We start from the raw sequence: 23,377 nt of genomic DNA, 5'->3' as shown, positions 1-23,377 counted from the left end.
AATGAGACATATTTATAGTACATATAAAGAGCATTATAAAGCACTAATTTTTCTCGGACTGCCGATTGTGATCGGTCAAATAGGAGTAATCGTTCTTGGATTTGCGGATACGTTAATGATCGGACATCATAGTACGATTGAGCTGGGAGCAGCTTCCTTCGTCAATAATGTGTTCAATCTGGCGATAATTTTCAGTACGGGTTTTTCGTATGGGCTGACTCCCATTGTGGGAGGTTTGTATGGAACCCGGCAGTATGCCCCTGCGGGACAGGCTTTACGCAACAGTTTGCTGGCAAACCTGATGGTTGCATTGCTGCTGACTATCTGTATGACTGTTCTTTATCTAAATATAGAACGTCTCGGACAGCCGGAAGAATTGATTCCCCTGATTAAGCCGTATTACCTTGTTTTGCTCGCTTCACTCGTGTTTGTCATGCTTTTCAATGGATTCAAGCAGTTTACAGACGGAATTACGGATACAAAAACCGCTATGTGGATATTGCTTGGTGGAAATGTCTTGAATATCATAGGAAACTATATCCTGATTTATGGAAAGCTCGGATTGCCCGAGTTAGGTCTGTTGGGAGCAGGTATCAGCACGCTGTTCTCGCGTATCGTGATGGTGATTATATTTATCATCATCTTTATGCGTAGTCCGCGTTTTGTCCGCTATAAGATTGGCTTTTTCCGTTTGGGATGGTCACGAGCTATATTTGGACGTTTGAACGGCCTCGGATGGCCGGTTGCTTTTCAAATGGGAATGGAGACAGCCTCCTTTAGTCTAAGTGCGATCATGATCGGTTGGCTGGGTACTATCGCTCTGGCTTCTCATCAGGTTATGCTGGCTATTTCACAGTTTACATTTATGATGTATTACGGTATGGGTGCCGCTGTGGCTGTTCGTGTCAGTAATTTCAAAGGTCAGAATGATATCATCAATGTACGTCGTTCTGCCTATGCAGGTTTTCATCTGATGATGACATTGGGCGTTGTGCTTTCTTTGATTGTCTTCCTTTGCCGGAATTACTTGGGAGGCTGGTTTACCGACAGTCAGGAAGTGGCTGCTATGGTGACCTCTCTAATCTTCCCTTTCCTCGTTTATCAGTTTGGCGACGGACTGCAGATTACTTTCGCCAACGCTTTGCGTGGAATTTCAGATGTAAAACTAATGATGGTGATTGCCTTTGTCGCCTATTTCATTATTTCCCTTCCTGTAGGTTATTTCTGTGGCTTTGTGATGGGATGGGGAGTAGTAGGTGTCTGGATGGCGTTCCCTTTTGGTTTGACAAGCGCAGGATTGATGCTTTGGTGGCGTTTTCACCACATGACGAAACTCCCCGAACCTCATCCCAAAACCTGATACTAAATACTTGATACTTAAAAATTAATACTTAACCCCAATGGCTTCCTTCCGTTTTACAAAGTTGAAAATAACCGCCGGTTACACTTTGTTGCTGGCGATCCTCCTTTTCTCGCTGGTGTTTGTACATCGTGAGATGGAAGCATTGTCGGCCGCCGACGATCAACAGAATTTAAGAACAGACAGTCTATTGACCCTTCTCCATGAGAAAGATCAAAACACGATTCAGATGTTGCGGGTGCTAAGTGAGGCAAACGACAGTCTTCTCTCTGCTTCGGAAATCGAAGAAATCATTTCCGAACAGGATTCAGTTATTACCCAGCAGCGGGTACAACATCGGGTCATTACCAAGCGTGACTCTTTAATCACTACTCCTAAAAAGAAGGGATTCTTCAAACGACTCGCCGAAGTGTTTTCCCCTTCTAAACAAGACAGTGCCGTATTAGTAAATACATCGTTGGAAGTAGCCACTGATACCATTCTCCAACCGACCACTTCTAAAGATTCTCTTCAGCAGAAAATCCGCATGGCTACCGAAGAAAAACGACTGCAACGGAGAAAAACAATCCGCCGTACCAGTACAAAGTACCAGCGGATGAATACGCAGTTGACGGCACGGATGGATAGCCTGATTAAACAATATGAGGAAGAAATGACCTTGCGTGCCCGTCAGGATGCTGAACTTCAGCAGGAAGTGAGGATGCGGTCGGCACGTATCATCGGCGGTATCGCGGTTGGTGCCGTACTATTATCTGCTTTTTTCCTGATATTGATTATGCGGGATATCTCCCGTAGCAACCGTTACCGCCAGCAATTGGAGGTGGCGAATAAACGGGCGGAAGATTTACTGATCGCCCGTGAAAAATTGATGCTTGCCATTACCCATGATTTTAAAGCTCCGTTAGGTTCAATTATGGGATATACCGAACTCCTGTCCCGGCTGACAGAAGATGAACGGCAACGATTCTACCTCGACAATATGAAAAGCTCTTCAGAACATTTATTGAAGTTAGTCAGTGACTTGCTTGATTTCCACCGGCTTGATCTCAATAAAGCGGAAGTGAATCGTGTAACCTTTAACCCCTCCCAGCTATTTGATGAAATTTATGTCAGTTTCGAACCTCTGACTGCTGCCAAAGGATTAGCCTTGCAATGTCACGTCGCTCCGGAACTGAACGGAGGATATATCAGCGATCCTTTGCGACTCCGGCAAATTGTGAATAACCTTTTGTCTAATGCCGTAAAATTTACTCAAAAAGGCGAGATCAGTCTGACAGCTAGTTATGATTCTTCAAAGTTAACCATTGCCATTGCCGATACAGGAAAAGGAATGGCGTCAGAAGATCGTGAACGCATTTTCCAGGAATTTACACGTCTTTCCGGCGCACAGGGAGAAGAAGGATTCGGGCTTGGATTGTCTATTGTGAAGAAGCTGGTTACCTTGCTTGAGGGAACAATTGACGTGCAGAGTACATTAGGTGAGGGGAGCTGTTTTACGGTCGTTCTGCCTCTGTATCCGGTAGGTAAATCCCTTGCGGAGAGCGAAGCTCCGGAATGTGAATCTTCGGAGAATGAAAGTCCATACGCTCCCAAACAGTCGGCTGCCATTCCTCCCATGAAAGTCATTCGTGTGCTTTTGATTGATGACGATAAGATTCAGCTGAATCTGACTGCTGCCATGTTGAAACAGCATGGTATTGATGCGGTATGTTGTGAACAGCTGGAACAGCTGATTGAACAACTTCGCTCTTCCGTCTTCGATGTATTGCTGACAGATATACAAATGCCTGCCATTAACGGGTTTGATCTGGTAAAACTATTACGGGCTTCTAATATACCACAAGCAAAAACAATCCCTGTTATTGCTGTGACTGCCCGTAGTGAGATGGATAAAGCCGCTTTACATGAACATGGTTTTGCCGGTTGTTTGCATAAACCGTTTACAGTAAAGGAATTGTTGCTAACAGTAAATGAAGGTCAACTTTCGGCCGATGAAGCGCATATAACAGAAGATATGGGAACTGTCGGGATCAACTTTTCTGCACTGACTGCTTATTCTGAAGATGATCCGGAAGCAGCATACTCCATCATTCACACTTTTATTGAAGAAACAGGCAAGAATGTTGAACGGATGCAACAAGCATTGAATGAAAAGGAAGTGGATGGGATAGCTGCCATGGCGCATAAACTTCTCCCTCTCTTCACAATGATCGGAGCGGAGGGAACCATCGCCCCGTTAAAGTGGTTGGAGGCTTGTCGTGGAGAAGAATTCTCGGAAAAAATAGAAGAAACAACATTCAATACATTAGAAGCTGTCCGTAAAATAATTAGTGAAGCGGAGCATTATTTGGAGGTAATGAAGAATACCCAATAAGCCGGTTTCTTCTACTCCTTGGCTACTATCTGTATCTTTCTTACTATTACCCAAACCTTTTTTCAAAATAATTTGTTTACTTTGTGTCACCTTATTTACACTGACACATTTTACATGAAACGAAAATGGATACGTTGGGTAAGCTGGATACTGCTTACTCCTATAATACTCTTTGTAATACTAATGGTATTGCTTTATGTACCTCCCGTTCAGAATCTTTTGCGTCGGGAGGTTACTGCATACGCCTCTAAAGCAACCGGCATGCAGATTCAGGTGGAGCGGATAGACCTTCGTTTCCCACTTAATCTGTTGGTACGTGGCGTGGAGGTCATTCAACAGCCGGACACCCTTTTATCTTTAGAAAGCCTCAATGTCAGTGTACAGGCATGGCCGTTGATAAAAGGAAAAGTTGAAGTGGATGAAGTGACTTTGAGCCGGGTAGCCGTTAATTCAGCCGATTTGATGGAGGGAATGAAGATTAAAGGCGTTTTGGGACGTTTCTTCCTGCAAAGTCATGGCGTCGATCTGTCTAATGAACTAGCGGTAATCAATCAGGTCGAACTATCCGACACTCACGTGCAGCTACTGATGAATGATACTACAACTACGCCCAAAGATACCACAGCTTCTGCTCCGATCAACTGGAAAGTAGCTCTTCATCAGTTGAAATTGAAAAATGTATCGTTCAGTATGCAACTTCCTGCTGATTCCATGCGTATGGCGGCCCATATTGGAGAAGCAGCCATCGATGATGCTCAAGCAGATTTGAAGAATCAATACTACGACTTGAAGAAGTTCTTATTATCGGGAACCTCCGCCAGCTATGATACCGGAACTGCTCAACCGGCAGAGGGCTTCGACGCTTCTCATATTGCCGTCCGGGATATTCGCATCGCTCTGGATTCCTTGCTGTATAAAGGGAGGGATATGAACGCAGTCATTCGTGAATTTACCATGAACGAACGTTCCGGATTGAGCGTCACTTCCCTGACGGGTAGAGCCTACTCCAATGATTCTGTTATCTGTGTTCCCGGTTTGAAACTGAACACTCCCCATTCTGAAATCGATTTATCTGCCCATACCTATTGGGAACTGGTCAATATCCCCACTACGGGACGCTTATCCGCCCGTCTCAATGCCTATATCGGCAAAGAAGACGTCATGCTATTTGCCGGCGGTCTGCCCGAAAGCTTCAAAGAAGCCTATCCATTCCGCCCGCTCGTCATCCGTGCCGGCACGGACGGCAATCTGAAAGAAATGCAGATTTCCCGTTTTACGGTAGACCTGCCTGGTGCTTTTGCATTGGAGGGCGGTGGCCTTTTGGAAAACCTCGCCGACAGTCTCACACGCACCGGAACCATCGGCCTGAAAATGACCACTCAAAACCTGAACTTCCTGACCGCTCTGTCGGGAGAAGCGCCTAATGGTACGCTTGTCATTCCTGACAGTATGAATCTGGTGGCGAAAGTGGATATCAAAGGTCCTGAATATAAAGCAAATCTCCGTTTGAAAGAAGGACAAGGAGCTATGGACGTGAATGCAGCCTTAAATACCACTACCGAAGTCTATAAGGCTGATCTGAAAATAGACAATCTGCAACTTCATAGTTTCCTCCCGAAAGATTCTATCTATGAACTTTCTCTTTCGGCTGCGGCTAATGGTCGTGGATTAGATGTCATGTCCTACCATTCATTTGCCAAATTGAATCTTTCATTAGATCAGCTTCATTATGCTAAATACCATCTTTCCAATCTTGATCTGACGGGAGAACTTAAAGGCGCATTGGTCACTGCACATCTGACAAGTGACAATGCTTTATTGAAAATGACAACGGATGCTGAATACAATCTGGCACACAGCTACCCCGACGGTAAAATAACGATTGATGTCACCCAACTGGATTTGCATGAACTGGGAATCATGCCGGAGCCAATGAAGCGTCCGCTGACTTTCAATTTTTCGGCAGAGGCTCGTCAGAACCGCGTATTTACCCATTTAATCTCTGGAGATATGAAACTCGATTTGAGTGCACGTTCCGGTGTTAATCCTTTGATTCGCCAGTCCACTCATTTTGTGGATGTACTGATGAAGCAGATTGATGAGAAAGCCTTGAATCACGCTGAATTACGCAAAGCATTGCCAACTGCTATTTTCTCTTTCTCCGCAGGACAAGAGAACCCTTTGGCATATTTCCTGGCTACCAAGAAGATTGCTTACCATGACGCTTCAGTGAAATTCGGAACGGCTCCCAACTGGGGAATCAATGGAAAAGCCGCTATCCACGCCTTGAAAGTAGATACCTTGCAATTGGATACCATCTTCTTTACCGTCAAACAAGATACCACACTCATGAAATTGCGTGCCGGAGTTATTAACGGCCCCAAGAATCCGCAATTCTCCTTCTCTACCACACTGACGGGAGAAATTCGTGACCGGGATGCCGAATTGCTGGTAGACTTTAAGAATGGAAAAGGAGAAACAGGAGTATTACTCGGTGTCAATGCACGTCCCTTGTTCGAGGGCAAAGGAAAAGGCGATGGACTGGCTCTCACCTTGATTCCGGAAGAACCGATAATCGCCTTCCAGAAGTTCCATTTCAATGAAAATCATAATTGGATTTATGTGCATAAGAATATGCGTGTATACGCCAATGTAGATATGTGGGATGACGAAGGAATGGGATTCCGTGTACATTCTGTACGGGGAGACACCGTTTCTCTACAGAATATTGATGTGGAAATCCGAAGAATCAGTTTGGCTGATTTGAGCAGTGTACTTCCTTACTTCCCGGAAATAACCGGTTTATTCTCTGCGGAAGCGCACTATGTACAGACCGAAAAGGATCTTCAACTTTCGGTTGAAGCAGCTATTGATGAATTGACTTATGAACGTCAACGAATTGGTGACGTGACAGTGGGAGCCACCTGGCTGCCAGGCGAACAGGGAAAACAATACCTGAACGCTTATCTGAATCATGACAAAGTGGAAGTGATGGTGGCGGATGGTAAGCTGGTTCCAACCCAGACAGGAAAAGACAGTCTGGAAGTAAACGCTACTCTGGAGCATTTCCCGCTACGTGTAGCTAACGTATTTATTCCTGATAAAATGGCTACACTGGCCGGTGATATGGATGGTAATCTGAATATTGCGGGTAGCATCGAGCAGCCTTTGATAAATGGCGAACTGATATTGGATAGCGTTTCTGTTCTTTCCCGCCAATATGGTGCTAATTTCAGGTTCGACGACCGTCCGGTACAGATAAAGAATAATCGGTTGGAATTTGATAAATTCGCTATCTATACAACAGGAAAAACTCCATTCACGATTGACGGTTATGTTGATTTCAGGGATATGTCCCGACCGATGGCGAATCTGAATCTGCTGGCGCAGAACTATACGCTTCTGGATGCCAAACGCACTCGTGAGAGTCTGGTCTACGGAAAAGTCTTTGCCGATTTCCGGGCAACAGTGAAAGGACCGTTGGATGGATTGAACATGCGTGGAAACATGAGCCTGCTGGGTAATACAGACGTTTCCTATATCTTGACCGACTCGCCGTTGACGGTACAGGATCGTTTGGGAAGTCTGGTAACCTTTACTTCGTTTAGCGACACCACTACGGTTGTTCAACAAGAAGTGCCGACTGTTTCTTTAGGCGGGTTGGACATGGTGATGATGGTACATATCGATCCATCCGTCCGTTTGAAAGTCGATTTGGATGCAAGCAATGACAATCGTGTCGAACTGGAAGGGGGAGGTGACCTCTCTATGAAATATACTCCGCAAGGTGATCTGACATTGACCGGACGCTATACGTTGAGCGGCGGTTTGATGAAATATGCTTTACCTGTCATTGCTGCCAAAGAATTTGCTATCGATAACGGTAGCTATGTGGAATGGACAGGAAACCCCATGGACCCGATGTTGAACTTCAAAGCAACCGATCGTATCCGTGCTTCTGTTTCCGAAGGAGAGAACGGCGGAACGCGTTCGGTTAATTTCGATGTGTCCATTGTTGTCAAGAACCGGTTGGATAATCTTTCCTTTGCATTTGATGTATCTGCTCCCGAAGATGCAACCATACAAAACGAGTTGACAGCCATGGGGGCGGAAGAGAGAGGTAAACAAGCCCTCTATATTATGGTTATGAAAACCTATCTTGGCACCGGACCGATTGGTGGCGGAGGTGGTGGATTGGGTAAACTGAATATGGGTTCCGCACTGAACTCCGTATTAAGCAGCCAAATTAACTCATTGATGGGAAATCTGAAAAATGCCAGTGTTTCTGTCGGTATCGAAGATCACGATTTGTCGGATACGGGTGGTAAGCGTACGGATTACAGTTTCCGTTATTCACAACGTCTCTTTAACAACCGTTTCCAGATTGTAATCGGAGGTAAGGTTTCTACAGGTGAGAATGCGACGAATGATGCGGAATCCTTTATCGATAACATCTCTCTGGAATATCGTTTGGATAGAACCGGAACCCGTTATGTCCGTCTGTTCTACGATAAAAACTACGAGAGTGTACTCGAAGGCGAGATTACGGAAACCGGAGTCGGTCTGGTACTTCGCAAGAAACTGGACAAACTCAGTGAACTGTTCATCTTTAAGAAAAAGAAGTAAGCATGAAAGGGATATATAGTAACATATTAGCAAGTTGTCTGATTGGTATCATTTTGTTTTCGGGCTGTTCGGTGACAAAACACCTGCCTGAAGGGGAGGTACTTTATACAGGAGGAAAAACGGTAGTAGAGAATAAGTCGGCAACACCGGTAGGAGAGACGGCTTTGACAGAGATTGATGCGGCTCTTGACAAAACTCCCAGTACAAAGATGTTAGGAGGCCTTCTGCCTATTCCTTTTAAAATGTGGATGTATAACGACTTTGTGAAATATAAAAAGGGATTTGGAAAGTGGATGTTCAATCGCCTGGCTGCCAACCCTCCGGTATTTATTTCCACTGTCAACCCGGAAGTGCGTATCAAGGTGGCTACTAACCTGCTCCGTGATTATGGTTATTTTAATGGGAAAGTGACTTATGAAACCTTGGTGGATAAGAAAGACAGCCTGAAAGCAAGCATTCTTTATACGGTTGACATGAAGAATCCTTATTTTATTGATACGGTCTATTATCAACGTTTCACTCCCCAAACTTTACGTATTATGGAACGGGGACGGCGGATGTCCTATATAAGTCCCGGTGAGCAGTTTAACGTGGTCGATCTGGATGAAGAACGTACCCGTATCAGTACGCTGTTGCGTAACCGGGGATATTTTTACTTCCGTCCCGACTATATGACTTATCAGGCAGATACAACCTTAGTTCCCGGAGGACACATCAGTCTTCGTCTGATTCCTGTGTCGGGGTTGCCTGCTGCTGCGCAGCGTCCTTACTATGTAGGAGATGCTTCCGTCTATTTATACGGGAAAAATGGAGAAATGCCGAATGATAGCATGTTGTACAAGAATCTGAATATTCATTTCTATAAGAAACTGCAGGTTCGCCCGAACATGCTTTATCGGTGGTTGAACTATCAGCAATTTGTGCGGAATACACAGATGCGTGCTTCCAATCGTACCCGACTTTACAGCCAGTATCGGCAGGAACAGATTCAGGAGAAGCTCAGTCAGCTGGGAATATTCAGTTACTTGGATCTGCAATATGCTCCAAAAGATACAACAGCCGTTTGCGATACCTTGCAAGTAACAATGCAAGCTACTTTTGCCAAGCCGTTGGATGCCGAACTGGAATTGAATGTCGTAACCAAGAGTAACGACCAGACCGGGCCGGGAGCCTCATTCGGCGTCACCCGGAACAATGTGTTCGGAGGTGGAGAAAGCTGGAATGTAAAGCTGAAAGGTTCTTATGAGTGGCAAACCGGAGGAGGAGAGAAGAGTTCTCTGATGAATAGCTGGGAGATGGGAGTTTCTACTTCTTTGACTTTCCCGCGGGTGGTCTTCCCGCATTTGGGAAAACGGGAGTTCGACTTTCCGGCAACGACGACTTTCCGCCTGTACGTCGACCAGTTGAACCGTGCCAGATATTACAAACTGTTATCCTTCGGTGGAAATGCTACCTATGATTTCCAGCCGACACGTACAAGCAGACATAGTATTACCCCTTTCAAACTGACATTCAATGTCCTGCAACATCAATCGGACGAATTTATTGCAATAGCGGAAGCCAACCCGGCCTTATATATCAGTTTGAAAGACCAGTTTATTCCTGCCATGGAATATACCTATACGTATGATAACGCTTCCGCACGCAGTATAAAAAATCCTATTTGGTGGCAATCCACCGTCACTTCTGCCGGAAACCTGACCTCCTTGATTTACCGTGCTTTCGGTCAGCCTTTCAACAAAGAAGATAAGCGTTTGCTCAACGTACCTTTCGCACAGTTTGTAAAGCTGAATACGGAGTTCTGCCATTTGTGGAATATGGACAAGAATAATAAGATTGCTTCCCGTGTGGCCTTGGGTGCTCTCTTCTCTTACGGTAATGCAACGATAGCCCCTTACAGCGAACAATTCTATGTAGGCGGTGCCAACAGTATTCGTGCCTTCACGGTGCGTAGCATCGGACCGGGTGGCTACCATCCGTCGGAAAGCCGCTATTCCTACCTCGATCAGACGGGGACTTTCCGTTTCGAGGCAAATGTAGAATATCGTTTCCGTATCTTTAAGAGTATCTGGGGAGCTACTTTCCTAGATGCCGGAAATGTCTGGTTGATGCGTAAAGATGAGGCTCGTCCGGACTCACAGCTCGAACTGAAAACTTTCCCGAAACAAATCGCCTTGGGTACTGGTGTCGGTATTCGGTATGATATGGATATTCTGGTGTTCCGTCTCGACTTCGGTATACCTTTGCATTTGCCTTACGATACCGAAAGAAGCGGATATTACAATGTCACAGGAAGCTTTATGAAGAATCTGGGAATACATTTTGCTATCGGTTATCCCTTCTAATGAATGATTTTTGTACGATTTTGGTAAATAATGATTGATATTTGTCCTGTTGGATTCAACTATTTTTGTAATTTTGCAACGAAATCTGATGCCGTTGACATCACTAACCTTTTAATATTACACAATTTATGAAACCAACTTTATTCTTATTGGCAGCCGGTATGGGTAGCCGTTATGGAGGCTTGAAGCAATTAGACGGACTGGGTCCTAATGGCGAAACTATTATGGATTACTCTATCTATGATGCTATCAATGCCGGATTTGGTAAGCTTGTATTTGTAATCCGCAAAGATTTTGAGCAAGATTTCCGTGATAAAATTATTTCCAAATACGAAGGTCACATCCCTTGCGAACTGGTATTTCAGTCTATCAACGATCTTCCGGAAGGCTTTACTTGTCCGGCAGACCGTACAAAACCATGGGGTACAAACCATGCAGTAATGATGGGTGCTGATGTGATTAAAGAACCGTTTGCAGTAATCAACTGCGATGACTTTTATGGTCGCGATTCTTTCCAGGTAATGGGTAAATTCCTTTCAGCTCTTCCTGAAAATTCAGAGAACGTTTATTCAATGGTAGGTTTCCGTGTAGGAAATACCTTGAGCGAAAGCGGTACGGTATCTCGTGGTATCTGTAGCACAGATGCTAAAGGATTGTTGACATCTGTAGTAGAACGTACGAAGATTCAACGTCTTGACGGTGAAGTGAAATATATCGGTGATGATGGCGAATGGACTGCTACTCCTGACACGACTCCGGTAAGTATGAACTTCTGGGGCTTCACTCCTGATTACTTCGCTTACAGCCAGGAATTTTTCAAGACTTTCCTTAGCGATCCGAAGAACATGGAAAACCTGAAGAGCGAATTCTTCATCCCATTGATGGTGGATAAATTGATTAATGACGGAACTGCTACTGTTGAAGTATTGGATACTACCAGCAAATGGTTTGGTGTTACTTATCCGGAAGATCGTCAGAGCGTAGTAGACAAGATTCAGGCATTGGTAGATGCCGGCGAATATCCTGCTAAGTTGTTCTAAAGAAGATACATAGGTAAAGATAGAGGGCAGTCATTCAATCAGAATGACTGCTTTTTTGTTTTTCATAACGTATAATACTAAGCTGTATCTAATAAATATTCAGTATCTTTGCAGTCCAAAATGTTATAAATCAGAAGCAGAAGTGATTTCAGTAGAAGGATTATCAGTAGAATTTAATGCGACGCCGCTTTTTGAGGACGTCAGCTATGTAATTAATAAGAAAGATCGCATTGCGTTGGTCGGCAAGAATGGTGCCGGCAAATCAACCATGCTGAAAATATTAGCCGGCTTGCAGTCGCCGACACATGGCATTGTAGCCACTCCGAAAGATGTAACCATCGGATATTTGCCGCAGGTCATGATTCTTTCCGACAACCGGACGGTGATGGGAGAGGCGGAACTGGCATTCGAACATATTTTTGAACTTCAGGCGAGGTTGGAACGGATGAATCAGAAACTAGCCGAACGGACAGACTACGATTCGGAAGAATACCATCAGTTGATAGACCGTTTCACACATGAAAATGACCGCTTCCTGATGATGGGTGGTACAAACTATCAGGCGGAAATCGAACGGACTCTGCTCGGACTGGGATTCAGCCGGGAGGACTTCGAACGTTCTACTTCGGAATTCTCCGGCGGATGGCGTATGCGTATCGAATTGGCGAAGTTGCTTTTGCGTCGCCCGGACGTACTCTTGCTCGATGAACCGACCAATCACCTCGATATTGAAAGTATCCAATGGTTGGAAAACTTTCTGGCTACACGTGCCAATGCAGTCGTATTGGTCAGCCACGACCGTGCTTTCCTCAATAATGTAACGACCCGTACCATCGAAATCACTTGTGGCCAGATTTATGACTACAAAGTGAAATATGATGAGTTTGTAGTTCTGCGTAAAGAACGTCGCGAACAACAGCTCCGTGCATACGAAAACCAACAGAAACAGATACAGGATACGGAAGACTTCATCGAACGCTTCCGCTATAAAGCTACCAAAGCCGTACAGGTGCAGAGCCGTATCAAACAGCTGGATAAAATAGACCGCATTGAAATAGATGAAGAAGATAACTCCTCGCTTCGTTTGAAGTTTCCTCCTGCCAGCCGTAGCGGAAACTATCCTGTGATTTGCGAAGATGTACGCAAAGCGTATGGCAGCCATGTTGTTTTCCATGATGTAAACCTCACTATCAACCGGGGAGAGAAAGTAGCTTTCGTCGGTAAGAATGGAGAGGGTAAATCTACATTGGTAAAGTGTATCATGGGAGAGATTGACTTTGATGGTAAACTCACCATCGGTCATAATGTACAAATCGGCTATTTTGCACAGAATCAGGCGCAAATGCTGGATGAGAACCTGACTGTATTCGATACGATCGACCGGGTAGCTACAGGCGATATCCGTCTGAAAATACGTGATATACTGGGAGCTTTCATGTTTGGAGGCGAAGCCTCGGACAAAAAAGTGAAAGTCCTCTCCGGTGGAGAACGTACCCGATTGGCAATGATTAAACTTCTTCTGGAACCCGTCAACTTCCTGATTCTGGACGAACCGACCAATCATTTGGATATGCGTTCGAAAGACGTATTGAAAGAAGCGATCCGCGAATTTGACGGAACCGTAGTTCTTGTCAGCCACGACCGTGATTTTTTGGATGGACTTGCGACTAAAGTATATGAGTTCGGTGGCGGACTGGTAAAAGAACACCTCGGCGGTATCTATGAATTTCTGCAAAAGAAAAAGATAGATAGCTTGAACGAACTTCAGAAAGGGGCAGGCTTATCCACTTCTCCTACGGCATCTGCCAAAGGAAATAATGAACAGGAAGCCGCACAACCTTCGGAAAACAAACTCTCTTATGAAGCTCAAAAAGAACTGAATAAGAAAGTGAAGAAACTCGAGCGCCAAGTTGCGGATTGCGAAACCTCGATCGAAGAAACCGAATCGGCCATAGCCATTATAGAAGTGAAAATGGCCACTCCCGAAGGAGCTTCGGATATGAAACTGTATGAGCAGCATCAGAAACTGAAACAGCAGTTGGATACTATTGTTGAAGAGTGGGAGCGAGTTTCGATGGAACTGGAAGAAGTGAAAGAAGTGAAAGGCTAGAACTTCCTTTCCAATAGCATGATAATTCTATAACATATTATATGAGTATGAAAGTAACCAAGTATTTACCAATTCTTGCCGTATGCCTTATGACAACAGGATGTAACAGTAAGAAAGAGGCCGTGCTGACGTCCGGTATCGACCTTGCTAATCTGGATACCACGGCTGTGCCGGGTACAAGTTTTTATCAATATGCCTGTGGAGGTTGGGTGAAAGATCATCCGCTGACAGACGAGTATTCACGTTTCGGTACATTCGATATGTTGCGCGAAAACAGCCGTGAGCAACTGAAAGCGTTGATTGCCGAATTGGCTGCAAAGAAAGATAACGCACCGGGCAGTGCTGCCCAGAAAGTAGGCGATCTTTATAATATCGCAATGGATAGCGTGAAACTGAATCAGGAAGGTGTAGCTCCGATCAAAGCGGAACTGGCAGCCATTGACGCTCTCAAGGATAAAGGAGAAATCTATGCATATATCGCCGAAAGCCAGAAGAAAGGCATCCGTCCTTACTTCACCATGTTCGTAAGTGCAGACGATATGAACAGTTCCATGAATATCGTACAAACCTATCAGGGAGGTATCGGAATGGGACAACGTGACTATTATCTGGAAGATGACGAGCAGACTAAAAATATCCGTAACAAATATCAGGAACACATCGCCAAGATGTTCCAGTTGGCAGGTTATGATGACGCTACTGCACAGAAAGCGGTAAAAGCAGTGATGGACATTGAAACCCGTCTGGCGAAAGCAGCTCGTTCACAAGTGGAATTGCGTGATCCTCATGCTAATTATAACAAGATGGACATGGCAACGTTGAAAAAGAACTTCCCGACTTTCGACTGGGATACTTATTTCACCGTTTCCGGTTTGAAAGATCTGAAGGAAGTGAACATCGGTCAGCCTGCTGCCATGAAGGAAGTAGCCGATGTGATTAACACCGTATCGCTGGACGATCAAAAACTGTATCTCCAATGGGGATTGATAGATGCTGCCGCTTCTTATTTAAGCGATGATTTTGAAGCACAGAATTTCGATTTCTACAGCAGAACAATGTCCGGCAAGAAAGAAATGCAACCTCGTTGGAAACGTTCTGTGAGCACCGTAGACGGTGTGCTTGGCGAAGTGGTAGGACAAATGTACGTGGAAAAGTACTTCCCTGCTGCTGCTAAAGAACGCATGGTTACACTGGTGAAGAACCTGCAAACTTCTTTGGGTGAACGCATCAAAGGTTTGAAATGGATGAGCGAACCGACCAAAGAAAAAGCGTTGGAGAAACTGGCTACCTTCCATGTAAAAATCGGTTATCCTGATAAATGGAAAGATTACTCTGCACTGGAGATCAAAAATGATTCTTACTGGGCAAATATTGAACGTGCGAACCAATGGGATTACAACGAAATGATTGCTAAAGCCGGCAAACCGGTAGACAAGGATGAATGGTTGATGACTCCCCAGACTGTGAACGCTTATTATAACCCGACTACCAATGAAATCTGCTTCCCGGCAGCCATCCTGCAACCTCCGTTCTTCGATATGAATGCGGACGATGCTATGAACTACGGTGCAATTGGCGTGGTCATCGGCCATGAGATGACTCATGGATTTGACGATCAGGGACGTCAATATGACAAAGACGGAAACCTGAAAGACTGGTGGACGGAAGAAGATGCTAAAAAGTTCGAAGAACGTGCCCAAGTAATGGTGAACTTCTTTGACAGCATTGAAGTGGCTCCGGGCGTACACGGAAACGGTAGCCTGACATTGGGAGAGAACATCGCCGACCACGGAGGTTTGCAGGTTTCTTTCCAGGCTTTCAAGAAAGCAACAGAAGCTGCACCATTGGAAATTGTTGACGGATTTACTCCGGAACAACGTTTCTTTCTTGCTTATGCTAATGTGTGGGCAGGAAATATCCGTCCTGAAGAAATTCTCCGGTTAACTAAACTCGATCCTCACTCATTAGGAAAATGGCGTGTGGACGGTGCTCTTCCTCATATCGAAAATTGGTATGAAGCATTCAAAATTACCGAGCAGGATCCGATGTTTGTACCTAAGGATAAACGAGTGTCTATCTGGTAATAGATTTTGAATAGAGAACACATCTGCGAAGAGGCGTTGATTTTCCATTGAGGAGGGTCAACGCTTTTTTTTATTAATTCACACCTTATTTATTACGTACGATAAACAATATTTCGTAACTTTGCACACCAAATACTTAATAAGCAATTCAATGTCAGAGTCTAAAAAAATAAAAACTGCATTGGTATCTGTATACCATAAAGAAGGTTTGGACGAAATTATTACCAAACTTCATGAAGAGGGAGTAGAGTTTTTGTCGACAGGCGGAACTCGTCAGTTTATTGAATCATTGGGATATCCTTGCAAGGCAGTGGAAGATTTGACCACTTATCCTTCTATTCTCGGTGGTAGAGTAAAGACATTACATCCGAAAATATTCGGAGGTATCCTTTGCCGTCGCGGCTTGGAGCAGGATATGCAACAGATTGAGAAGTATGAAATCCCCGAGATAGATCTGGTGATTGTTGATTTGTATCCGTTTGAAGCTACGGTAGCTTCCGGTGCATCTGAAGCAGATATTATTGAAAAAATCGATATAGGCGGAATCTCTCTGATTCGTGCCGCAGCCAAGAACTACAACGATGTAATCATTGTGGCTTCTCAAGCTCAATACAAACCATTGCTGGATATGTTGATGGAGCACGGTGCTACTTCTTCACTCGAAGAACGCCGTTGGATGGCAAAAGAAGCATTTGCCGTTTCTTCTCATTACGATTCGGCTATTTTCAACTATTTCGATGCCGGCGAAGGCTCTGCTTTCCGTTGCTCGGTAAATAGCCAGAAGCAACTTCGTTACGGTGAGAACCCACATCAGAAAGGTTATTTCTACGGAAATCTGGAAGCGATGTTCGACCAGATTCACGGAAAAGAAATCTCTTATAACAATCTTCTCGATATCAATGCTGCCGTTGATCTGATTGACGAATTCGACGACCTCACTTTCGCTATCCTGAAACATAACAATGCTTGTGGACTGGCTTCCCGCACTACTGTTCTGGATGCTTGGAAAGACGCATTGGCCGGTGATCCGGTTTCTGCTTTCGGAGGTGTATTGATTACGAATGGCGTCATTGACAAAGAAGCAGCGGAAGAAATCAACAAGATTTTCTTCGAAGTGATTATCGCACCGGATTATGATGTGGATGCACTCGAAATCCTGGGACAGAAAAAGAACCGCATCATCCTCGTTCGTAAAGAAGCCAAATTGCCTAAAAAGCAATTCCGTGCTTTACTGAATGGCGTATTGGTGCAGGATAAAGATACTAATATTGAAACGGTAGCTGACCTGAAAACCGTGACAGACAAAGCTCCTACTCCGGAAGAAGTAGAAGATATGTTGTTTGCCAATAAAATTGTAAAGAACAGCAAGTCTAATGCCATCGTATTGGCAAAAGATAAGCAACTTCTTGCAAGCGGTGTAGGACAGACTTCGCGTGTAGACGCATTGAAGCAAGCAATTGAAAAGGCCAAATCATTCGGTTTTGATCTGAATGGTGCAGTGATGGCTTCCGATGCTTTCTTCCCGTTCCCCGACTGTGTGGAAATTGCAGATAAAGAAGGTATTACGGCTGTTATCCAACCGGGAGGTTCGGTAAAAGACGATTTATCCTTTGCTTATTGCAATGAGCATGGTATGGCGATGGTGACTACCGGTATCCGTCATTTTAAACACTAAAAAAATAAGTATTAAGTTTTTAGTGTTAACTTGCACTGCACAGTTATAATACTTAAACTTAATACTCCACTTTAATAAATTATTCAAGAATGGGATTATTTTCTTTTACACAAGAGATCGCAATGGACTTGGGCACAGCCAATACCATTATCATCACGAATGGGAAAATCGTGGTGGATGAGCCGTCAGTCGTTGCTTTGGATCGCCGTACAGAAAAGATGATTGCCGTGGGGGAAAAGGCGAAGTTGATGCATGAAAAAACCCACGAAAACATACGTACTATCCGTCCGTTGAGAGATGGAGTGATTGCCGACTTTTATGCTTGCGAGCAGATGATGCGCGGTTTGATAAAGCAGGTGAATACTCGCAACCATTTGTTTTCACCTTCTCTTCGCATGGTGATTGGCGTTCCTTCGGGAAGTACGGAAGTCGAACTCCGTGCTGTTCGCGACTCTGCGGAACATGCCGGTGGCCGTGATGTCTATTTGATTTTTGAACCGATGGCTGCGGCAATCGGTATCGGCATCGACGTAGAAGCTCCGGAAGGAAACATGATTGTCGATATAGGTGGTGGTTCTACGGAAATTGCCGTTATCTCTTTGGGAGGTATCGTTTCCAACAACTCCATTCGTACTGCCGGTGATGACCTGATAGAAGATATTCGCGAATACATGAGCCGTCAGCACAATGTGAAAGTCAGCGAGCGTATGGCAGAACGTATCAAGATCAATGTGGGTGCTGCTTTAACCGAACTGGGTGAAGATGCTCCGGAAGATTATATCGTTCATGGTCCGAACCGTATCACAGCTCTTCCAATGGAAGTGCCTGTATGCTATCAGGAAGTAGCTCACTGTCTGGAGAAATCTATTTCAAAGATTGAAACTGCTATCTTGAGTGCATTGGAAAATACGCCTCCTGAACTATATGCTGATATTGTGCACAATGGTATCTATCTCTCCGGAGGTGGTGCATTGCTTCGTGGACTGGATAAGCGTTTGACCGACAAGATCAACATTCCTTTCCATATTGCGGAAGATCCTTTGCACGCAGTCGCCAAAGGTACAGGTGTGGCATTAAAGAACGTAGACCGTTTCTCTTTCTTAATGAGATAAACCGGGAATGAGGAATTTATTAAACTTCCTTCTGAAATACAATTACTGGTTCCTCTTCATCTTATTGGAGGTAGCCAGTTTTGTTTTGTTATTTCGGTTCAACCGTTATCAGCAGAGTGCATTCTTCACTTCTGCCAATACGGTTGTGGGGGCGGTTTATGAAGTTTCGGGAGGGATTTCCTCTTATTTTCATCTGAAATCAGTCAACGAAGATCTATTGGATCGCAACATGGTGCTCGAACAACAGATCACTAATCTGGAAAAAGCATTGAGAGAGCAGCAGCTCGATTCTATGGCAATCAACAGCATCCGGCAGGTGCCGCAAGCGGATTATCAGTTGTTTAAAGCGCATGTGATAAAGAACAGTTTGAATCTGGTTGATAATTATATCACGCTCGATAAAGGTTCCTCTTCCGGTATTCGCTCCGAAATGGGAGTAGTGGACGGTAATGGGATTGTAGGGATTGTTTATGAAACATCTCCTTCCTACTCGGTGGTGATTTCGGTACTGAACAGCAAGTCGAATATCAGTTGCAAGATTATCGGCAGTGATTATTTCGGCTACCTGAAATGGGAACATGGAGATTCGCGCTATGCTTATCTGAAAGACCTGCCTCGTCATGCAGAGTTTAATTTGGGAGATACAGTAGTCACCAGTGGTTTCTCCACCGTCTTTCCCGAAGGTATAATGGTGGGGACGGTAGATGATATGTCCGACTCTAATGACGGACTTTCCTATCTGTTGAAAATCAGGCTGGCTACTGATTTCGGTAAGTTGAGTGACGTTCGGGTGGTAGCCCGGACAGGTCAGGAAGAACAGAAGAAACTTGAAAACAAGGTGATGAAAGAATGATTATTACTTATATACATAGAATCGGATGGTTTATCGGCTTGGTACTTCTTCAGGTGCTAATCCTTAATAGTGTACATATTGCCGGCTATGCTACTCCTTTTCTCTATATCTATTTTATTCTGAAATTCAGCTCCGGTACTTCCCGGAATGAACTGATGTTGTGGGCTTTTTTCTTCGGGCTGACCATTGATATATTCTCTGATACTCCGGGAATGAATGCGGCAGCTACCGTATTGCTTGCCTTTCTCCGTCCCTCTTTGCTTCGTCTGTTCATGCCCCGTGATAATCCGGACAGCCTTATTCCCTCTTTCAAGACGATGGGAATCAGTCCTTTCTTAAAATATACTACTGCAAGTGTTTTTGTGCACAGTCTGGCATTACTCTCCATTGAGTTCTTCTCATTTACCAGCATTTGGCTGTTACTGTTGCGAGTGCTTCTTTGCACTATTCTGACTGTAACCTGTATCATAGCTATAGAAGGGATTAAGAAGTAACGATGGCAAAAGATTATATCTTAGAGAAGCGCAAATTTGTAATCGGAGGCATTGCTATCTCCATTGTTTTGATTTATCTGATACGTCTTTTTGTATTGCAGATTACGACCGATGACTACAAGAAGAATGCTGATAGTAACGCTTTTCTGAATAAAATCCAGTACCCCTCGCGTGGCGCTATTTATGACCGGACCGGTAAACTATTGGTATTCAACCAGCCGGCATACGACATAACGATCGTGCCAAAGGAAATAGAGAATCTGGACACACTCGATTTATGCCAATCGCTGAATATCACCCGTGCGCAGTTTCTCAAAATTATGAGCGACATGAAAGACCGTCGCCGCAATCCGGGGTATTCCCGCTATACCAACCAGTTGTTTATGTCGCAACTTTCGGCGGAAGAATGTGGTGTCTTTCAGGAAAAGCTGTTTAAGTTTCGTGGCTTTTATATCCAACGGCGTACCATTCGTCAATATTCGTACAATGCTGCCGCCCATGCTTTGGGAGATATAGGAGAAGTCTCCGCAAAAGAAATGGAAGCGGATGAAGAAGGATACTACATCCGTGGGGATTATGTCGGCAAGTTAGGAGTCGAGAAATCGTATGAAAAGTACCTTCGTGGCGAGAAAGGAATTGAGATTCTGCTTCGTGATGCACACGGTCGTATCCAAGGGCATTATATGGATGGTGAATATGACCGTCCTTCCGTTCCCGGCAAGAACCTGACATTGAGTCTGGATATTGACTTACAGATGCTGGGTGAACGTTTATTAAAGAATAAGATTGGAAGTATTGTGGCTATCGAACCGGAAACCGGAGAAATCCTTTGTCTGGTATCCTCTCCCAATTATGACCCGCATTTGATGATTGGCCGCCAGCGTGGTAAGAATCATCTGGCTTTGCAACGTGATATGACTAAACCGCTTTTGAATCGTGCCCTGATGGGAGTGTATCCTCCGGGATCTACGTTCAAGACAGCGCAAGGACTGACGTTCCTGCAAGAAGGAATCATCACTGAACAAAGTCCGGCATTCCCTTGCTCACATGGGTTCCATTACGGAAGATTGACAGTAGGCTGCCATGCTCACGGATCTCCCTTGCCATTGATTCCGGCTATTGCTACATCGTGCAACTCCTATTTCTGTTGGGGACTGTTCCGTATGTTTGGCGATCGTAAATACGGTTCGCCGCAAAACGCCATTACGGTCTGGAAAGACCACATGGTTTCGCAGGGATTTGGCTACAAACTGGGCGTTGATTTACCGGGAGAGAAACGAGGATTGATTCCGAATGCACAATTCTACGATAAAGCCTATCGCGGACATTGGAACGGATTGACTGTAATCAGTATCTCTATCGGACAGGGAGAGGTTCTGTCCACTCCCCTTCAAATAGCCAACTTAGGAGCGACGATTGCCAACAGAGGATATTTCGTGACACCGCATATTGTAAAGGAAATCCAGGACAACCAGTTAGATAGCATCTATCGTGTACCGCGTTATACCACTATTGAGAAGAGACATTATGAATCAGTAGTAGAAGGGATGCGTGGCGCGGCCACCGGCGGTACCTGTCGTATGCTGTCCGTGATGGTTCCGGGGCTGGAGGCCTGTGGTAAAACAGGTACTGCACAGAATCGTGGGCACGACCACTCGGTATTTATGGGCTTTGCACCTATGAACAAACCCAAGATAGCTATTGCCGTCTATGTGGAGAATGGTGGTTGGGGAGCTACTTATGGTGTGCCGGTGGGTGCGTTGATGATGGAACAATATATAAACGGGAAGTTATCACCGGAAAATGAATTAAGAGCGGAAGAAATTAGTAACAGAGTGATATTGTATGGTAACGAGGAACGATAGTTTATGGAAATCACTGGACTGGGTAACGATTTTTATTTACCTGCTCCTGATTGTTGGCGGATGGTTCAGCGTTTGCGGAGCCAGTTACGACTATGGTGAACGTGACTTTCTGGATTTTTCAACCCGTGCCGGTAAACAGTTTGTGTGGATTATCTGCTCCTTCGGACTTGGATTTGTTTTGTTGATGCTGGAAGACCGTATGTATGATATGTTCGCGTACATTGTATATGTGGGGATGATTCTCTTGCTCATCGTCACTATCTTCATTGCACCGGACACAAAAGGCTCACGCTCCTGGCTGGTGATGGGGCCTGTTAGCTTGCAACCTGCCGAGTTTGCCAAGTTTGCTACGGCCTTGGCTTTGGCCAAGTATATGAACTCTTATTCATTCAGCATCAAAAAAGAAAAATGTGCCTTTATCCTGGGATTCATCATTCTTCTTCCGATGTTATTGATTATTGGTCAGCGAGAGACAGGTTCTGCATTGGTTTATCTCGCCTTTTTTCTGGTTCTTTACCGTGAAGGAATGCCGGGAGTAGTACTTTTTGCAGGCGTATGCGCCGTAATCTACTTTGTGGTCGGCATCCGTTTTGACGAAGTATTTATAGCCGATACCCCAACGCCGTTAGGCGAATTTATCGTATTACTATTAATCCTCTTATTTGCTGGTGGCATGGTGTGGGTATATCGCAAGAAATGGCCTGCTACCCGTAATATCATTGGTGGAAGTCTGGGCATATTGCTGATAGCCTATTTAATATCGGAATACTGGGTACACTTTAGCCTGGTTTGGGTGCAATGGGCGCTTTGTGCTGTTGTGATAGGCTATCTGATTTATCTGGCATTAAGTGAGCGGCAACGTACCTATTTCCTGATTGCTCTGTTTACAATCGGTTCTATCGGCTTCCTGTATTCCAGTAATTATGTATTTGATAATATATTGGAATCTCATCAACAAGTCCGTATAAAGGTAGTGCTTGGTTTGGAAGAAGATTTGACCGGTGCCGGATATAACGTGAACCAATCTAAGATTGCCATTGGTTCCGGCGGGCTAACAGGGAAAGGATTCCTGAATGGTACACAAACGAAGTTGAAGTACGTGCCCGAACAGGATACCGACTTTATTTTTTGTACAGTAGGTGAAGAACAAGGTTTTGTGGGTTCGGCTGCTGTCCTGCTGGCTTTCCTTATTTTGATTTTGCGATTAATTTTCCTGGCCGAACGGCAGACTTCTAATTTTGGCCGGGTTTATGGATATTCGGTCGTCAGTATTTTCCTTTTCCACTTATTTATCAATGTCGGTATGGTACTGGGGTTGACTCCGGTGATTGGTATTCCATTGCCTTTCTTTAGCTATGGAGGCTCTTCCTTATGGGGATTTACGATATTGTTGTTCATCTTCCTGCGGATTGATGCAGGTCGTGGCAGAAGGCTTTAAC

The 23,377-nt window shown here is 44.7% G+C and carries 13 protein-coding genes; all 13 read left to right on the top strand.

What is annotated here, in order from left to right; translation table 11 throughout:
- The first annotated feature begins 1 nt into the window (after window position 1).
- The 13 genes from CJF29_RS20630 to rodA all read left to right on the top strand — a co-directional run bounded on the left by CJF29_RS20630 (window position 2) and on the right by rodA (window position 23,376).
- Window positions 2–1,360 (top strand): MATE family efflux transporter, encoded by a 1,359-nt coding sequence (locus tag CJF29_RS20630; protein WP_008997864.1) that lies wholly within the window; start codon window positions 2–4, stop codon window positions 1,358–1,360.
- Window positions 1,361–1,400: 40 nt separating this feature from the next.
- Window positions 1,401–3,734, top strand: coding sequence for a hybrid sensor histidine kinase/response regulator (locus CJF29_RS20625; RefSeq protein WP_074637240.1), 2,334 nt, complete (start codon window positions 1,401–1,403; stop codon window positions 3,732–3,734).
- A 114-nt stretch (window positions 3,735–3,848) separates the two neighbouring features.
- Window positions 3,849–8,360: a translocation/assembly module TamB domain-containing protein gene (locus CJF29_RS20620; protein WP_074558973.1), complete on the top strand. Its 4,512-nt coding sequence runs from the start codon at window positions 3,849–3,851 to the stop codon at window positions 8,358–8,360.
- Window positions 8,361–8,362: 2 nt separating this feature from the next.
- Window positions 8,363–10,705, top strand: coding sequence for a BamA/TamA family outer membrane protein (locus tag CJF29_RS20615; protein WP_099145970.1), 2,343 nt, complete (start codon window positions 8,363–8,365; stop codon window positions 10,703–10,705).
- Between the two features lie 128 nt (window positions 10,706–10,833).
- On the top strand, window positions 10,834–11,745 hold the full coding sequence (locus tag CJF29_RS20610) for a nucleotidyltransferase family protein (protein WP_074558949.1): 912 nt from the start codon (window positions 10,834–10,836) through the stop codon (window positions 11,743–11,745).
- A 142-nt stretch (window positions 11,746–11,887) separates the two neighbouring features.
- Window positions 11,888–13,855, top strand: a complete 1,968-nt coding sequence (gene abc-f, locus CJF29_RS20605) for a ribosomal protection-like ABC-F family protein (protein WP_074558972.1) — start codon at window positions 11,888–11,890, stop codon at window positions 13,853–13,855.
- Between the two features lie 47 nt (window positions 13,856–13,902).
- Window positions 13,903–15,939 carry a M13 family metallopeptidase gene (locus CJF29_RS20600; RefSeq protein ID WP_074558971.1) on the top strand — a complete coding sequence of 679 codons (2,037 nt, stop codon included), beginning with the start codon at window positions 13,903–13,905 and terminating at the stop codon, window positions 15,937–15,939.
- Between the two features lie 151 nt (window positions 15,940–16,090).
- A complete protein-coding gene (gene purH, locus CJF29_RS20595) occupies window positions 16,091–17,614 on the top strand; it encodes a bifunctional phosphoribosylaminoimidazolecarboxamide formyltransferase/IMP cyclohydrolase (protein WP_074637238.1) in 1,524 nt (507 codons plus the stop codon).
- Between the two features lie 89 nt (window positions 17,615–17,703).
- Complete coding sequence (locus CJF29_RS20590) at window positions 17,704–18,726, top strand: rod shape-determining protein (RefSeq protein ID WP_074558947.1); 1,023 nt, start codon at window positions 17,704–17,706, stop codon at window positions 18,724–18,726.
- Window positions 18,727–18,733: 7 nt separating this feature from the next.
- Window positions 18,734–19,579: a rod shape-determining protein MreC gene (gene mreC / locus CJF29_RS20585; RefSeq protein ID WP_074558946.1), complete on the top strand. Its 846-nt coding sequence runs from the start codon at window positions 18,734–18,736 to the stop codon at window positions 19,577–19,579.
- Window positions 19,576–20,073 carry a rod shape-determining protein MreD gene (mreD, locus tag CJF29_RS20580; RefSeq protein ID WP_004299943.1) on the top strand — a complete coding sequence of 166 codons (498 nt, stop codon included), beginning with the start codon at window positions 19,576–19,578 and terminating at the stop codon, window positions 20,071–20,073. Before mreC ends, mreD begins: the two co-directional genes overlap by 4 nt.
- A 2-nt stretch (window positions 20,074–20,075) precedes the next feature.
- Window positions 20,076–21,938 carry a penicillin-binding protein 2 gene (mrdA, locus tag CJF29_RS20575; protein ID WP_074558945.1) on the top strand — a complete coding sequence of 621 codons (1,863 nt, stop codon included), beginning with the start codon at window positions 20,076–20,078 and terminating at the stop codon, window positions 21,936–21,938.
- Window positions 21,919–23,376 carry a rod shape-determining protein RodA gene (gene rodA, locus CJF29_RS20570; RefSeq protein ID WP_074558944.1) on the top strand — a complete coding sequence of 486 codons (1,458 nt, stop codon included), beginning with the start codon at window positions 21,919–21,921 and terminating at the stop codon, window positions 23,374–23,376. Before mrdA ends, rodA begins: the two co-directional genes overlap by 20 nt.
- Window position 23,377: the final 1 nt, after the last annotated feature.

This window comes from Bacteroides celer, assembly GCF_002632415.2.
GTDB lineage: Bacteria > Bacteroidota > Bacteroidia > Bacteroidales > Bacteroidaceae > Bacteroides.
The sequence above is the reverse complement of the archived record's forward strand: the minus strand, read 5'-3'. Positions and strand labels throughout refer to the sequence as shown.

What these genes read in the sequence shown, in the direction of transcription:
- mreD (WP_004299943.1), top strand. Translation starts at nt 19,576, where the DNA reads ATGATTATTACTTATATACATAGAATCGGATGGTTTATCGGCTTGGTA.
- mreC (WP_074558946.1), top strand. Translation starts at nt 18,734, where the DNA reads ATGAGGAATTTATTAAACTTCCTTCTGAAATACAATTACTGGTTCCTC.
- CJF29_RS20620 (WP_074558973.1), top strand. Translation starts at nt 3,849, where the DNA reads ATGAAACGAAAATGGATACGTTGGGTAAGCTGGATACTGCTTACTCCT.
- purH (WP_074637238.1), top strand. Translation starts at nt 16,091, where the DNA reads ATGTCAGAGTCTAAAAAAATAAAAACTGCATTGGTATCTGTATACCAT.
- CJF29_RS20630 (WP_008997864.1), top strand. Translation starts at nt 2, where the DNA reads ATGAGACATATTTATAGTACATATAAAGAGCATTATAAAGCACTAATT.
- mrdA (WP_074558945.1), top strand. Translation starts at nt 20,076, where the DNA reads ATGGCAAAAGATTATATCTTAGAGAAGCGCAAATTTGTAATCGGAGGC.
- CJF29_RS20610 (WP_074558949.1), top strand. Translation starts at nt 10,834, where the DNA reads ATGAAACCAACTTTATTCTTATTGGCAGCCGGTATGGGTAGCCGTTAT.
- CJF29_RS20625 (WP_074637240.1), top strand. Translation starts at nt 1,401, where the DNA reads ATGGCTTCCTTCCGTTTTACAAAGTTGAAAATAACCGCCGGTTACACT.
- CJF29_RS20590 (WP_074558947.1), top strand. Translation starts at nt 17,704, where the DNA reads ATGGGATTATTTTCTTTTACACAAGAGATCGCAATGGACTTGGGCACA.
- CJF29_RS20600 (WP_074558971.1), top strand. Translation starts at nt 13,903, where the DNA reads ATGAAAGTAACCAAGTATTTACCAATTCTTGCCGTATGCCTTATGACA.
- rodA (WP_074558944.1), top strand. Translation starts at nt 21,919, where the DNA reads ATGGTAACGAGGAACGATAGTTTATGGAAATCACTGGACTGGGTAACG.
- CJF29_RS20615 (WP_099145970.1), top strand. Translation starts at nt 8,363, where the DNA reads ATGAAAGGGATATATAGTAACATATTAGCAAGTTGTCTGATTGGTATC.